Source organism: Streptomyces viridifaciens (genome assembly GCF_001888885.2).
Classification (GTDB): domain Bacteria; phylum Actinomycetota; class Actinomycetes; order Streptomycetales; family Streptomycetaceae; genus Kitasatospora; species Kitasatospora aureofaciens.
Genome location: NZ_CP090841.1, coordinates 691,049 through 704,324, shown reverse-complemented (window position 1 = coordinate 704,324; position 13,276 = coordinate 691,049). Strand labels below are relative to the sequence as shown.

14 protein-coding genes are annotated in these 13,276 nt (G+C 73.6%); 7 read left to right on the top strand and 7 right to left on the bottom strand.

All coding sequences use genetic code 11. The annotated features are described in order from the left end of the window. Nucleotides 1–65 precede the first annotated feature (65 nt). On the bottom strand, nt 66–1,916 hold the full coding sequence (gene asnB, locus BOQ63_RS10560) for an asparagine synthase (glutamine-hydrolyzing) (RefSeq protein ID WP_072654135.1): 1,851 nt from the start codon (nt 1,914–1,916) through the stop codon (nt 66–68). Nucleotides 1,917–2,108: 192 nt separating this feature from the next. Between asnB and BOQ63_RS10555 the strand changes: the two genes are divergently transcribed. Next, on the top strand, nt 2,109–2,384 hold the full coding sequence (locus BOQ63_RS10555; protein WP_030283224.1) for a hypothetical protein: 276 nt from the start codon (nt 2,109–2,111) through the stop codon (nt 2,382–2,384). A 109-nt stretch (nt 2,385–2,493) separates the two neighbouring features. Next, on the top strand, nt 2,494–4,320 hold the full coding sequence (gene glmS / locus BOQ63_RS10550) for a glutamine--fructose-6-phosphate transaminase (isomerizing) (RefSeq protein ID WP_030283226.1): 1,827 nt from the start codon (nt 2,494–2,496) through the stop codon (nt 4,318–4,320). Nucleotides 4,321–4,383: 63 nt separating this feature from the next. Here the strand turns inward: glmS and BOQ63_RS10545 are convergent, their stop codons facing one another. Then, complete coding sequence (locus BOQ63_RS10545) at nt 4,384–5,304, bottom strand: glutaminase (protein WP_030283228.1); 921 nt, start codon at nt 5,302–5,304, stop codon at nt 4,384–4,386. A 156-nt stretch (nt 5,305–5,460) separates the two neighbouring features. Beyond that, nucleotides 5,461–6,138 (bottom strand): DUF3152 domain-containing protein, encoded by a 678-nt coding sequence (locus BOQ63_RS10540; RefSeq protein ID WP_072654134.1) that lies wholly within the window; start codon nt 6,136–6,138, stop codon nt 5,461–5,463. Nucleotides 6,139–6,547: 409 nt separating this feature from the next. On the opposite strand from BOQ63_RS10540, the gene BOQ63_RS10535 reads away from it, so the two are divergent. Then, nucleotides 6,548–6,763, top strand: a complete 216-nt coding sequence (locus BOQ63_RS10535; RefSeq protein ID WP_030283232.1) for a heavy-metal-associated domain-containing protein — start codon at nt 6,548–6,550, stop codon at nt 6,761–6,763. 56 nt (nt 6,764–6,819) lie between these two features. Here the strand turns inward: BOQ63_RS10535 and BOQ63_RS10530 are convergent, their stop codons facing one another. Then, nucleotides 6,820–7,374: a DinB family protein gene (locus tag BOQ63_RS10530; RefSeq protein WP_030283234.1), complete on the bottom strand. Its 555-nt coding sequence runs from the start codon at nt 7,372–7,374 to the stop codon at nt 6,820–6,822. A 99-nt stretch (nt 7,375–7,473) separates the two neighbouring features. Between BOQ63_RS10530 and BOQ63_RS10525 the strand changes: the two genes are divergently transcribed. Together BOQ63_RS10525 and BOQ63_RS10520 are read left to right on the top strand one after the other, a co-directional pair. After that, complete coding sequence (locus tag BOQ63_RS10525) at nt 7,474–8,445, top strand: helix-turn-helix transcriptional regulator (RefSeq protein WP_030283236.1); 972 nt, start codon at nt 7,474–7,476, stop codon at nt 8,443–8,445. A gap of 274 nt (nt 8,446–8,719) precedes the next feature. Then, entirely contained in the window at nt 8,720–9,490 is a 771-nt protein-coding gene (locus tag BOQ63_RS10520; RefSeq protein ID WP_030283238.1) for a GNAT family N-acetyltransferase, read from the top strand. Nucleotides 9,491–9,643: 153 nt separating this feature from the next. Here BOQ63_RS10520 and BOQ63_RS10515 read toward each other — a convergent pair whose 3' ends face one another. Next, nucleotides 9,644–10,567 carry a LysR family transcriptional regulator gene (locus BOQ63_RS10515; protein WP_030283241.1) on the bottom strand — a complete coding sequence of 308 codons (924 nt, stop codon included), beginning with the start codon at nt 10,565–10,567 and terminating at the stop codon, nt 9,644–9,646. Between the two features lie 246 nt (nt 10,568–10,813). Here BOQ63_RS10515 and BOQ63_RS10510 point away from each other — a divergent pair, with 246 nt between their 5' ends. Beyond that, entirely contained in the window at nt 10,814–11,344 is a 531-nt protein-coding gene (locus BOQ63_RS10510; RefSeq protein WP_072654132.1) for an SRPBCC family protein, read from the top strand. Between the two features lie 7 nt (nt 11,345–11,351). Then, nucleotides 11,352–12,074 (top strand): maleylpyruvate isomerase family mycothiol-dependent enzyme, encoded by a 723-nt coding sequence (locus tag BOQ63_RS10505; RefSeq protein WP_150475802.1) that lies wholly within the window; start codon nt 11,352–11,354, stop codon nt 12,072–12,074. 143 nt (nt 12,075–12,217) lie between these two features. Here the strand turns inward: BOQ63_RS10505 and BOQ63_RS10500 are convergent, their stop codons facing one another. Together BOQ63_RS10500 and BOQ63_RS10495 are read right to left on the bottom strand one after the other, a co-directional pair. After that, nucleotides 12,218–12,676 (bottom strand): MarR family winged helix-turn-helix transcriptional regulator, encoded by a 459-nt coding sequence (locus BOQ63_RS10500; protein WP_030283247.1) that lies wholly within the window; start codon nt 12,674–12,676, stop codon nt 12,218–12,220. Between the two features lie 103 nt (nt 12,677–12,779). Beyond that, nucleotides 12,780–13,274 (bottom strand): MarR family winged helix-turn-helix transcriptional regulator, encoded by a 495-nt coding sequence (locus BOQ63_RS10495; RefSeq protein ID WP_046386601.1) that lies wholly within the window; start codon nt 13,272–13,274, stop codon nt 12,780–12,782. Between the last annotated feature and the right edge of the window lie 2 nt (nt 13,275–13,276).

Here is a 13,276-nt window from a genome sequence, read left to right as displayed (position 1 = left end):
CGCCCGCTCACCCGAACGGCTCAGCGGCCCGCCCGAGGGGGCCGCCGCACCGTCCGGGCGGGGCGTCAGAGCTCCAGGGTCACCGGGTACTCCGTCAGCCAGGCGTCGAGGTCCAGCGCGAGGTCGACGGCCAGTCGCACGGACTGGGGGTCGGTGTCGGGGGCGAGCGCGTCGGCGAGGCGCCGCCGGTCGAGCAGGTCGAGGGCCGGGGACTTCCGCCCGGCGGCCAGCCGGGCGAGCTCGGTGCGCAGTTGCGCCGGGTAGCGCGGGTCCATCGACACCGGGTACGGGCTCTTCGCCCGGTCGGCGACCTCGGCCGGCAGCACGTCCCGGACGGCGGCGCGCAGCAGGCTCTTCTCCCGGCCGTCGAAGGATTTCATCGCCCACGGCGTGTTGAAGACGTACTGGACCAGCCGGTGGTCGCAGAACGGCACCCGCACCTCCAGGCCGTTGGCCATGCTCATCCGGTCCTTGCGGTCGAGCAGGATGCAGACGAAGCGGGTCAGGTTGAGGTACGAGATCTCGCGCATCCGCCGCTCGAGCGGGTCGGCGCCGTCCAGGTGCGGGACCTCGGCGAGCGCCTCGCGGTAGCGGGCCCGGCGGTAGCCCTCCAGGTCGAGCTTGCGGAGCAGGTCGGCGTCGAGCAGCCGCTCGCGCGGGGCGGAGCCGGTGCCGGCGATGGCGGCGACGCTGGCGGCCCACGGGAAGTCGTCGGTGGCCACGGCCTCCGGGTCGTGGAACCAGCGGTAGCCGCCGAAGAGTTCGTCCGCGGACTCGCCGGACAGCGCGACGGTGGAGTGGCGGCGCACGTCCCGGAAGAGCAGCAGCAGCGAGACGTCCATGTCGCCGACGCCGTTCGGCAGGTCGCGGGCGCGCACGGCCGCGGAGCGCAGGGCCGGGTCGGCGAGCTCGGCGGCGTCCAGCTCGATCACGCTGTGGTCGGCGCCGACGTGGTCGGCGAGCAGCCGGGCGAACGGGCCGTCCTGGGACTGCCGGACCGGGTCGGCGTGGAAGTCCTGCGGTCGCCCCGCGAAGTCCACCGCGAAGGAGCGCACCGGGCCGGCGCCGGCGGCGGCCAGCGTCCTGGCGGCGAGGGCGGTGACGGCGCTGGAGTCCAGGCCGCCGGAGAGCAGCGAGCAGAGCGGCACGTCCGACTCCAGCTGGCGGTGGACGATGTCGTCCAGCAGCGCCCGGACGGTGGCGATCGTCGCCTCCAGGCTGTCGGCGTGCTCACGCGCCTCCAGGGCCCAGTAGCGGCGCACCGAGACGCCGCCGCGGCGCACCCGCACCACGTGCCCGGGCCGGACCTCCAGGACGTCCCGGTACGGGGTGAGGCCGGGGGTGCGGGTGTGGGCGAGCAGCTCGCGCAGCCCGTCCAGGTCGACCACGGCGCGGACCCAGGGGTGGGCCAGGACCGCCTTCATCTCTGAGCCGAACACCACGCCGTCGGGGGTGGGGTGGTAGTAGAGCGGCTTGACGCCCATCCGGTCGCGGACCAGCAGCAGCTCCTCGCGCCGGGAGTCCCAGACCGCGAGGGCGAACATGCCGTTCAGCCGTTCGGCCAGGCGCTCGCCCCACTCCAGGTAGGCGCGCAGCACGACCTCGGTGTCGCTGCGGGTGCGGAACCGGTGCCCGGCCGCCTCCAGTTCCGCACGCAGCTCGCGGTGGTTGTACACCTCGCCGCTGTAGCTGAGCACGGCCAGCGGGCGGCCGTCGTGGTCGACGGTCATCGGCTGGACGCCGCCCTCGATGTCGATCACCGCGAGGCGGCGGTGGCCGAGCGCGGCGTGCGGCTCCAGGTGGACGCCGCCGGCGTCGGGGCCGCGGCAGACCTGGGTGGCCGTCATGGCGTCGAGGACGTTCCGTTCGGCGGTCAGGTCGCGGTCGTAGGCGATCCATCCGGTGATCCCGCACATCAGCAAGCCCTCCGGTCTTCGGCGGTGTGCCGGAGATCACGCTAAGGGCGGAGTCGGCGCGGCATCAAGAGACCGCCGGGAAGGTGGCAGGAGGGGGTCCGAGGGGTTACCTGGACCGAAAGTCGCGAAGTCTGCCCGATTCCGGGCAGGATCTTTGGCTTCGAGGAGTGACGCGGCCTAGAGTCTTCACTCGTGCCGAGCTCACCCCACCCTCACGAAGACCTCCTCGCCCACCTCGCCCGGACCAGCCCGCTCGGGCCCCGGGAGGCGGCGAGGGTCGTGGCGGAGGTGCTGGCGTACTTCTCCGAGACCACCGAGGAGTACGTCCGTCGCCGCCACGGCGAGCTGCAGGCACGAGGCCTCACCAACGAACGGATCTTCGCCCGGCTCGCCGAGGAACTGCCCGCCCGCCGCGTCGCGGCGCCGGAACTCTCGGCCCGCCAGCTGCGCCGGATCGTGTACGGCTGAGCCCGGTTTCGGCTGAGTGCAGTGAGGGCTGAGCGCGACAGCCGGGCCCGGCAGCCGGCCCGGTCGCGGCTGAGCCCGGTCCATCCCCTATCTCTGGAGGAGTCCACGTATGTGCGGAATCGTGGCCTACATCGGCCCCAAGGACGCGACCCCCTTCCTGCTGGAGGGGCTGGCCCGGCTGGAGTACCGCGGCTACGACTCGGCCGGCGTCGCCGTCGCCGGGCGCACCGGCGGGCTGAAGCTCCGCAAGGTCAAGGGCCGGGTCGCCGACCTCGCCGCCGCCGTACCGGCCCGCTTCAAGGGCGGCACCGGCATCGGCCACACCCGCTGGGCCACCCACGGCGTCCCCAGCGACGCCAACGCCCACCCGCACCTGGACAACGCCGAGCGGATCGCCGTCGTCCACAACGGCATCATCGAGAACGCCGACGAGCTGCGCGTCAAGCTGACCGCCGACGGCGCCGTGTTCCGCTCCGAGACCGACACCGAGGTGCTCTCCCACCTGATCGCCGCCCACGCCGCCGAGGGCGTCGAGCTGGAGGACGCGGTGCGCGCCGCACTCGGCCGGGTCGTCGGCACCTACGGCATCGCAGTGCTGGACTCCGAGCAGCCGGACCGGATCGTGGTCGCCCGCAACGGCAGCCCGATCGTCCTCGGCATCGGCGAGAAGGAGATGTTCGCCGCCTCCGACGTCTCCGCGCTGGTCCGCTACACCCGCCAGGTCGTGCACCTGGAGGACGGCGAGCTCGCCACCGTCCGGGCCGACGGCTTCCGCACCTTCACCGCCGACGCCCGCACCACCCACCGCCAGCCGTCCACCGTCGACTGGGAGATCGACTCCTTCGACACCGGCGGCTACGAGCACTACCTGCTCAAGGAGATCCACGAGCAGCCCGGCTCGGTCGAGCGCACCCTCAGCGGCCGGCTCGACGAGCGCTTCAGCACCGCCCACCTCGGCGGCCTCAACCTGGACGCCCGGGAACTGCGCGAGATCCGCCGGGTGAAGATCCTCGGCTGCGGATCCGCCTACTACGCGGGCGAGATGGGCGCCCAGCTGATCGAGGAGCTGGCCCGGATCCCCGCGCACAGCGAGCCCGCCTCGGAGTTCCGCTACCGCAACCCGGTGATCGAGGCCGACACCCTGTACGTCGCGGTCAGCCAGTCCGGCGAGACCTACGACACGCTCGCCGCCGTCCAGGAGATCAAGCGCAAGGGCGGCCGGGTGCTCGGCGTCGTCAACACCGTGGGCAGCGCGATCGCCCGGGAGTGCGACGGCGGTATCTACCTGCACGCCGGGCCCGAGGTCTCCGTCGCCTCCACCAAGGCGTTCACCTCCACCGTGGTCGCCTTCGCCCTGCTCGCCCTGCACTTCGGCCGCATCCACGACCTCTCGCCCGCCGACGGCCGCCGGATCGTCGCCGCCCTCCAGGCGCTGCCCGACCAGATCCGCGAGGTGCTCGACCAGAGCGAGGCGATCGCGAAGCTGGCCGCCGAGTACGCCGACTCCACCGGCATGATGTTCATCGGCCGGGTCCGCGGCTACCCGGTGGCCCGGGAGGGCGCGCAGAAGCTCAAGGAGATCTCCTACGTCCACGCCGAGGCCTACCCGGCGAGCGAGCTCAAGCACGGCCCGCTGGCCCTGATCAGCCCCGAACTGCCTACCGTGGCCCTGGTCCCGGACGACGAGCTGCTCGACAAGAACCTCACCACCCTCGGCGAGATCAAGGCCCGCTCCGGCCGCGTCATCGCCGTCGCCCACCGGCGTCCGGAGGACAAGCTCGTCGACGACTGCATCCTGGTGCCCAAGAGCGAGCCCGAACTCGACCCGCTGCTCCTCAACATCCCGCTCCAGCTGCTCGCCTACCACGCCGCGGTCGCCCTCGGCCGGGACGTGGACAAGCCGCGGAACCTGGCGAAGAGCGTGACGGTGGAGTAAGTCCGTTTCTTTGCAAGGCCGTTTCGGCCCGGTCGCGACGTTCTCGACCGGGCCTTCCGGCTGTCAGAAGACCGAGCAGCCCGAGAGGGTGGTGAGGGTGTCCAGGGCGGTCACGGCGGCGACGGAGTTGCCGGCCTGGTCGAGGCGGGGGCCCCAGGCGCAGATTGCGGCGCGGCCGGGGAGTATGGCCAGGACGCCGCCGCCGACGCCGCTCTTGCCGGGCAGGCCGACCCGGAAGGCGAACTCGCCGGCGGCGTCGTAGGTGCCGCAGGTGAGCAGGACGGCGTTGATCCGCTTGGCCTCGCTGCGGGTCATCAGGCGGGTGCCGTCGGTCCGCACGCCGTAGCGGGCGAGGAAGGCACCGGCCAGCACGAGGTCGCGGCAGCTGGTGGCGATGGCGCAGTGGGCGTAGTAGTGCTCCAGCACGGTCTCGACCGGGTTCTGCAGGTTGCCGTGGCTGGCGATGAAGTGGGCCAGCGCGGCGTTGCGGTGGCCGTGTGCCGCCTCGGAGGCGGCGACCACCGGGTCGGTGTCCAGCAGCGGGTTGCCGGACTCGCGGCGCAGGAACTCCCGTACCGCGCCGGAGGCGTCGCCGGTCAGCGACTGGAGGCGGTCGGTGACCACCAGGGCGCCCGCGTTGATGAAGGGGTTGCGGGGGATGCCGTGCTCGGTCTCCAACTGCACCAGCGAGTTGAAGGGGTTGCCGGAGGGCTCGCGGCCCACGCCCCGCCAGAGCTCCTCGCCGCCGTCGCTGCTGTAGGCCAGGGCGAGGGCGAGCGAGAAGAGCTTGGAGACGCTCTGGACGGAGAACGGCTGCTCCCAGTCCCCGACGCCGTACAGCTCGCCGTCGACGGTGGCCACGGCCATGCCGAAGGCCTCCGGGTCGGCTTCGGCGAGGGCCGGGATGTAGTCGGCGACGTGGCCCCGGCCCGTGGTCGCCCGGGCGGCAGCCTCGGCGGCCTCCAGCAGGACCGGGTAGTCCAGGTTCTCCACCTCGTTCAAGGTTCTTCACTCCACGCGCGGACGGACGGGTACGGACACGATCGGGACGGGGGCCGTCGTTCGGCGACACCCGGTCCGACCAGTGATTATCCGTGCTCCGGAGAAGTGCTCCCGCCCGGGCGCCCGCACCGGCCCGGCCTACGGTGCGTTGCTCGGTGCCTGGACGGGCGGGCCGGTGAGCAGGGTGCCGGCGTCCGAGTAGGGCCAGCCGTTGGGAACGCAGCCGTGCAGGCCTTTGATCTGCTGCATCATCACCGGCGCCGGCGCGCCCGGGCCCGGGCAGTCGACGTGGCCGTTGCCGAGGATGTGGCCGACCTCGTGGTTGACCGCGAGCGCGTGGTACAGCTCGGGCCTGCCCTGGTAGAACTCGGACAGCTCCGTCCACCGCTCGAGGTTGATCACCACCTGGTGCTGGACGCCGCAGTTGACCCAGCCACCGGTGTCCAGCCCGTACTGGCCGCAGATCCGGTCGGTGGACGAGGGGGTCGCCAGGTAGACCGTGAAGTCCACCGGGTCGGCGGGCATCCGCTGGAAGGACGCGGTGTTCCCCGCCGCCCAGCCGCGCCGGGTGTCGCCGAGGATCGCGTCCACCTCGGCGGCGAACTGCTCGGGGCTCTCCCGGATGCCGTCCTCCACCCGCACCTTGTAGCGGTAGAGGTGCTCCCCGGTGCCGAAGCGGGCGGAACCGCCGGGCGCGGTGGTGAAGGCCAGCGGCGCGGGTTCGTCGTGCCAGGGCTGCCACCAGAGCAGTCCGGCGGTCACCGTCGCGACCAGCGCCAGGGCGAGGGCGCCGTGCCAGGGCTTCCAACGCTTCATGGTGGGAGAACAGCTCCTGCGATGGGGCGAAAGGGTTCGTCAGGAGGAACGGGCAGGTGGGCGGGGGCGGTTCAGGCGGGGTGAGTGCGGTGGCTGGTGCGGTGGCGAGTGCGGGCGGACAACCCCGTGCACCTCGGACCGGCCCTGCCCCGGTTCGGCAGCCCCCGACGGCCTCCGTCGGGCGCGCGGCCCGGCTGGTTCCCGGAACCACTCGATGGTGCCCTTCCGGCGGCGTGTCCCTGGGCGCGGCGGCCGGATTCCGCTGTGGTGGTGCAGGTCGGCCCGCAGACCACCCCGGCGCGCCGGTCGTCCGGGCCCTGCCGATCATCCCTGACGGGCCGATCGTTCCTGACGGGCCGATCGTCCCTGACAGGCCGATCATCCCTGACACGCCATTGGAGGCACCGCCATGTCCATCACCACCGTCCTCGCCGTCGACGGCATGAGCTGCGGCCACTGCGAGCGCACCGTCAGCGCCGGGCTGGCCGCCATCCCCGGCGTCATCGACGTCGTCGCGGATGCGCCGAGCGGCCGGGTCACTGTCGCCTCCGCCGGGCCGCTGGAGACGGCGGCGGTGCGCAGCGCGGTGGACGGGGCCGGGTTCACCCTCGTCGGCGAGGCCTGAACCCGGATCGTGGTGGGGGCTGCCCGGCCGGGCGCGGCAGGCAGCCCCCGCTCGGCTCAGCCCATGCTCTTCGCGCCGTCCAGGGCCTCGCGGATGATGTCGGCGTGGCCCGCGTGCTGGGCCGTCTCGGCGACGATGTGCAGCAGCACCCGGCGGGCCGACCACTCGGCGTCCGCCTCGAACCAGGGGGCCTTCGGCAGCGCCTGGGTCGCGTTCAGGTCGGGCAGCGTGGCCACCAGCTCGTCGGTGCGGCGGGCGACCTCGGCGTACTCGGCGAGGACACCGGCCAGCGTCTCGCCGGGCAGCATCCGGAACTCGTCGGCCCGGCGGGCGAAGTCAACCTCCGTCATGGCGGAGAAGTCGGGCATCGCGGACGCGCCCTCCACGATGAAGTCCGCCCACAACCGCTCGACCGAGCTCACGTGCTTGACCAGGCCGCCCAGACACAGCTCGCTCGCGGTGGTCCGCAGGCCCGCCTGCTCGTCGGTGAGGTCGCGGGTGGTGAAACGAAGGAAGTGCCGCTGCTTCTCCAGCGCCACCAGGAGGTCGGCCCGCTCGCCGGTGACAGGGGTGGCGGCGGGGGTGGTGGGGGTTGCGGGGGTGGTGGTCATGGCTCTGGCCTTCCGTTCGGTTCCTGCTCCCTCGGACAAGAACAACGTTACGGACCATTGCGGCCACTTCCTGTCCTGAATTCAGGACAGAATCGGGACATGGCGAACACCAGCACCCGAACGCTGCGACTGCTCTCCCTGCTCCAGACCCACCGCTACTGGCCCGGCGAGGAACTCGCCGACCGGCTCGGCGTCTCCGTCCGGACCCTGCGTCGCGACGTCGACCGGCTGCGCGAACTCGGCTACCCCGTCGAGGCCCAGCGCGGGGTCGACGGCGGCTACCAGCTGGCGGCGGGGGCCGCACTGCCGCCGCTGGTCATCGACGACGAGGAGGCGGTCGCCCTCGCGGTGGGGCTCCAGGCGGCCGCCGAAAGCCCGGTCGAGGGCGTCGCCGAGGCCTCGGTACGGGTACTGGCGAAGGTCGTGCAGGTGATGCCCGCCCGGCTGCGCCGCCGGGTCGAGGCGCTGCGCGCGGTCACCGTCCCCGTCGACTGGGGCGCCTCCGCCGGCTCCGGCGTCGACGCCGACGCCCTCACGGCCGTCGCCCTCGCCTGCCGCGACAGCGAACGGCTCCGCTTCTCGTACACCGCCGCCACGGCGAACCGCAGCGACCGGCACGTCGAACCGCACCGGCTGGTCTGCCTCGGTCGGCGCTGGTACCTGGTCGCGTACGACCTCGACCGCGGCGACTGGCGCACCTTCCGCCTCGACCGCCTCACCGCCGCCGAGGGAACCGGCGCCCGCTTCGCCCCGCGCACCCTCCCGGCCGCCGACGCCGCCGAGTACGTCCGCGCGGGCCTCAACGCCACGCCCCGGTCGAACCGCGTCGAGGCCCTGGTCGAAGCCCCGGCCGACCACGTCCGCGCCCACGTCGGCCGCTGGGGCGAGGTCGAGGAGGTCGACGCCACCCGCTGCCGCCTCCGAATGACCGCCGACTCCCTGGACTGGCCCGCCATGGCCCTCGGCTCCCTGGCCGCCGACTTCCAGATCATCCACCCACCCGAACTCCGCACCCTCATCGCCGACTGGTCAACCCGCTTCGCCCGCGCGGTCGAGCGGCCGGCGGAGTAGGAAGTCGGCCCGGCCGACTTTCCGCGCGGCGCCGTCGCGGGGCCGGTTCGTCGTTGGTGGTGGTCATGGCATCGGGGGCCTGTGGGTGTCGCCGTACCGGGCGCGGTCGATGCGGAAGGGGCCGGAGAACGTGCGGGCCGTCGCCCGGGTGATCAACCTGCCGATCGACGAGGGTCTCGCGGTCCCACCGCCCGTGCCCCGGGGCCGCCCGGGTCCGTTGGTCTCCGCCTGAAATTCGCTTGGCGGGAGGGGGAGGTCGGGCGACCATGGCAGGATGCCCGACCTGCTTGAGCGCGTGAGCGCCTTCCGTGCCTCCTTCGCCCGCCGCGACGCGGGAGAGATCGTCGAACTGCCCGAGTACCCCGGGGTCTTCGCGGTCCGGAATGCGGACTACGTCCTCTCCCATGAGCACAACCAGCTGATCGTCACCGGGCCGGGCACCGATCCGGCGGCGCTGCCCGGTCTGGCGGCCCGCTGGCTCGGGCAGCGCAGGCAGTACGCGATCACCGTGCTGGACGAGGAGTGGGGGGAGCGGGTCACGCCGGTGCTGGCGGAGGCCGGGTACGAGCGGGGCACCGCTGTGGTCATGGTCCGGGACACGGCGGGCTGTGAGTTGCCCGAACCGGCCGCTCTGCCCACGGAGTTCGCCGATCTGCGGGAGGCCGTGCTGCGGCAGCAGTCGGAGTGGTACGAGGGCGAGGAGCTGATCCGGCAGCTCACCGATCGCCGGCCGACCCGGCTCCGAGGCGCCGAGCAGGTACACTTCCTGGCCGCCCGGTCGGCGGACGGCGGGGTCGCGGCCTGGGTCGATCTCTACCTCGAACCGGCTGCCGGGCTGGCCCAGGTGGAGGACCTGGTCACCGCCGCTCCGCACCGCCGCGCGGGCCACGGAGACACCCTGCTCGGCAGCGGCCTGGCGCTGGCGGCAGCTGCCGGGATCCCGCAGCTCTTCCTCCTCGCGGACGCGGACGGCTGGCCGCGCGAGTGGTACGCGCGCCGGGGCTTCACCGGGATCGGGCGCAGCCACTCCTTCCACACGAACTGACCGGGGACCCGGCGCGGGTACGGGCGAACGCGCTGCCCGCTCGCACGGCAACCGTCCTGGCGGCTCCGAGGCGGGCGGGTGCCGGGCCTGCTGGTCGTCCCGTCGGCGGACTTCGCGGCAGGGACCCGCCGGCGTTGGGCGGGGTGACCCCGGTCAGGAGGTGGCGGCGGGCGCGGGGCCGACGGGGAGCGGCGTCGCGCAGTGGGTGGCGACGGTGTCCGCGAAGGCGCGGGCGAGCGGGCCGAGGGTCTCCCATTCCCGGGCGGCCCAGCCGACGGTGAGGCCGGGCAGGTCGGGCAGCGGGACCAGCCGCAGGCGGGGATGCCCGGGGCCCTGCCACTCGGGGAGTGCGGGTACGACGGCGTGGCCGAGGCCGAGTTCGGCGAGCAGGATCGCGGTGTCCCAGTCCGTGACGCTGGTGTCGAAGACCGGCCGGATGCCCGACTTGCCCAGCCAGTCGTCGAGTTGGGATCGGGATACCGAGTTCTGCGGCAGCCCGATGAGCCGGGCGTCCTGCAGGTCGGCGGGTTCGATGCGGGCCCGGGCGGCGAGCGGGTCGCCGGCCGCCACGGCGAGGACCCAGGGCAGGTCGGCGACCGGCCGCTGTTCGATGCCGCGGACCGGGGTGCCGAGGGTGATCCAGGCCAGGTCGACCTGGCCGGCGGTGAGCGCCTCCAGGCAGTTGCGGCTGGAGACACCGGTCTGGAACTCCAGGTTGACCTGCGGGTAGCGCTCGCGGAAGTCCACCACGGCCGCGGACATGAAATGCCGGATGCTGGTGGCGCCGGTGGTGATCCGCACCGACCCGCCCTCGCCCCGGGCGAGTTCGGCGATGGTCCGCAGGGCGTGGTCGATGCCGCCCAGGCCGTTGGCCACGGCGGTCTGCAGATGGCGTCCGGCGTTGGTGGGCACCACGCCGCGCGGATGGCGCTCGATCAGGGCGAGCCCCAGCTCGCGTTCCAGCCGTTTCACGTGCTGGCTGACGGCGGACTGGCTGCAGGCCAGTTCGCGGGCGACGGCGCTGAGCGAGCCGGCCCGGCAGACGGCGGCGAAGACGCGGAGGTCGTCAAGGGTCACGAGCGCCCAGGGTACCGCCGGGCCCGGGCCCGCGGTCGGGGGGAAAGACCCAAGGCCGAGCTTGGGGGTTTCCCAGGAAATCAGTGGATTGACTTGGAACTTCGCCAGGATCGATCATCGGTGGCAGGGCCCGAGAGAAGGGCGGCAACCCGCCCGCTGCCTTCGCGCGTTCCGGACGCTCAGGCGGGGGTACGGCGGGTGTCGACCCGTGAGGGCGAGTACGTCAGGCAGTGGAGGGGGAGCGGTATGCGGTACGCCGATGGTCCGGGCGCGCAGTGCGAGGTGTTCGTCCAGGCGCCGGTGGAGCGGGTCTGGGCGCTGGTGACCGACATCGAGCTGCCCGCCCGGCTCAGTCCGGAACTCCAGCGGGTCGCCTGGCTGGACGGCGCGGCCGGCCCCGCCGTCGGCGCGCGGTTCGAGGGGCACAACAGCCGGCCGAGCATGCGCGACTGGCGGACGGTCTCCGAGGTGGTGGAACTGGCCGAGCACCGCGTCTTCGCCTGGGCCGTCATGGACGCCGACGGCCGGTTCGGCGACCCGGTTTCGGAGGTGGCCGGCGCGCTGGCGCGGTGGCGCTTCGACCTGGTCCCCGAGGGAGGCGGCACCCGCGTACGCCACTCGGCGGTCATCGGACCGGGTCGCAGCGGTGTGGTACTGGCGATCGAGTCCCGGCCGGAGGCCGAGGAGAAGATCGTCGCCTTTCGGCTGGGGGAGCTGCGGACCGGAATGGCGGCGACCCTGGAGGGCATCAAGTCGCTCGCCGAGTCCGGGGGTTGATCGTCCGGTGGAGTTCGACGAGCTGTTCCGGGAGGTTCGGGCGTCGGCGGCGCGCCTCGGGGCGGATGCGGACTCGCTGATCGACCGGCAGGCCCGCGAGCCGTCCCGGCTCCCCGGCTGGAGCCGGGGCCATGTGCTGACCCATCTCGCCCGCAGCACCGACGCGTACCGGTGGATGCTCGCCCTGGCCCGTACCGGCACCGCACCGGGGCCGCGGGCCGACGCGGCCGAGCTGGAGCGGCAGTTGGGCGAGGGCGCGGGGCGGAGCGCCGCCGCGCTGGCCGCGGACCTGCGGGGGAGCCTGGACGGGCTGCTGCGGGACGCGGCGGAGCTGCCCGTCGAGCGCAGGACGGTGCTGGTCCCGGCGCTGGCGGGCTGGCGGCACCCGGCCTGGTACCTGCTGTGGCGGGCCTGGCGGGAGCTGGAGGTGCACCACGTCGACCTGAAAACCGGTCGCGACTCGGCCGGTTGGCCGGACGGCTTCGTGCGGACGGCCCTCGCGGAGACGGCCGCGGCGCTGGCGGCGCGCGGGGTGCCGGTGGCCCGGGTCGAGGCGGAGGACCTCGGCCAGGGCTGGGCGGTCGGCGGGTCGGGACCGGTGGTGAGCGGTCCCGGGCACGAGCTGCTCGCCTGGTTCGCCGGGCGCGGCCCGGTGGCGGGCCTGCGCGCGGACGGGCCGCTGCCGTTGCTGCCGGGCTGGCCGCTGCCGCCGGTGCCGGGCTGGTCGTAAGGGCGCCGGTCGGTACGGGCCGGCGGGCGGTGGTCGTAAGGGCGCGCCGGTCGGTCGTACGGCCGGTGCCGGGGTGGCCGTAAGGGCGCCGTCGGCCTGGGGGCTGCCCGGCAGTGCGGGCGGGGCGGCGGCCGGACCGGCGGTCAGTGGTGCCAGGCCGTGCCTCCGGTGTTGTGGACGAACCGCTGCAGGACCTTCAGCGTGGTCAGGTACTCCTCGTCCGAGATGCCCGCGTGGCGTTCGGCCCACAGCTCGCCCTGGACGGCGGCCACCTTGTCGAAGAACGTCCGGCCCCCGGCGGTCAGTTGGAGCCGGCCGCCGGCGGACTCGGTGACCCAGCCGCGCTCGACGGTCGCGTCGATCTCGGTCTCCACGGTGTCCTGCCCGGTGTCGAGGTAGTCGCGCAGCACGGCGCAGACGTCGTCGCGGGTCCTCGGCGCCTCGGCCCGGGCGAGCTGGGCGAGTACCCACCACTGCGGCTGGGTGGTGCCGAGCTCGGCCAGCGCGCCCCGGGTGCGGCTGACGACGGCCTTGTAGGCGGCCCAACTCCAGTAGCCGATCGGCTGCTTGACCAGTTCGTCATCACTGTGCGAGTACTCCACGGCCGACCCGCCCCTCCCCGTCGATCACTTCGGTGCCACCGACCCTAGAAGTTGAAGTCCACTTGAGGTCAAGCTCGGCCATCGAGTCCGGGCGGGGTGCGGCTCAGCCGGTGGGTGTGCCGATCCGGTCGCGTTCGAGGGCTGCGCGCAGGGTCGCGAAGGTCCGGGCGGCCGCCGAGAGCGAGGCGGCGTCGAGGGTGCCCGTGAGGAGTTCGGCCAGGGTGTCGGTGAAGGTCCGCTGCGCCTCCTCGACGAGCCGGGTCCCGGCGGTGGTCAGGGCCAGCAGCGAGGACCGGCGGTCCGCGGGGTTCGGCCGGCGGGCGGCCCACCCCTGCTTCTCCAGGCGGTCGATGCCCTTGCTGGTCGCCCCGACGCCGATGGCGAACTCGGCGGCGATGTCCGCGACCCGGCACCCGGGGTGGCGGCGCAGGTAGTCGAGGAACTCGTACTGCGAGGTGACGATCCCGTGCCGTTCGCGGAGGCGGTCGTTGAGGGCGTTGTACAGCCGGGTCTCGCACCTGACCAGGTCGGCGAACAGCTCGCTGAACAGGCCGGTGGGCCCGGCTGCGGGACGGCCCCCGTCCAATGTATCTTCCATGG

Bases quoted from the DNA above. Each gene is read 5' to 3' on its own strand.
- asnB (WP_072654135.1), bottom strand. From the start codon at position 1,916: ATGTGCGGGATCACCGGATGGATCGCCTACGACCGCGACCTGACCGCC.
- glmS (WP_030283226.1), top strand. From the start codon at position 2,494: ATGTGCGGAATCGTGGCCTACATCGGCCCCAAGGACGCGACCCCCTTC.
- BOQ63_RS10540 (WP_072654134.1), bottom strand. From the start codon at position 6,138: ATGAAGCGTTGGAAGCCCTGGCACGGCGCCCTCGCCCTGGCGCTGGTC.
- BOQ63_RS10535 (WP_030283232.1), top strand. From the start codon at position 6,548: ATGTCCATCACCACCGTCCTCGCCGTCGACGGCATGAGCTGCGGCCAC.
- BOQ63_RS10530 (WP_030283234.1), bottom strand. From the start codon at position 7,374: ATGACCACCACCCCCGCAACCCCCACCACCCCCGCCGCCACCCCTGTC.
- BOQ63_RS10525 (WP_030283236.1), top strand. From the start codon at position 7,474: ATGGCGAACACCAGCACCCGAACGCTGCGACTGCTCTCCCTGCTCCAG.
- BOQ63_RS10520 (WP_030283238.1), top strand. From the start codon at position 8,720: ATGCCCGACCTGCTTGAGCGCGTGAGCGCCTTCCGTGCCTCCTTCGCC.
- BOQ63_RS10510 (WP_072654132.1), top strand. From the start codon at position 10,814: ATGCGGTACGCCGATGGTCCGGGCGCGCAGTGCGAGGTGTTCGTCCAG.
- BOQ63_RS10495 (WP_046386601.1), bottom strand. From the start codon at position 13,274: ATGGAAGATACATTGGACGGGGGCCGTCCCGCAGCCGGGCCCACCGGC.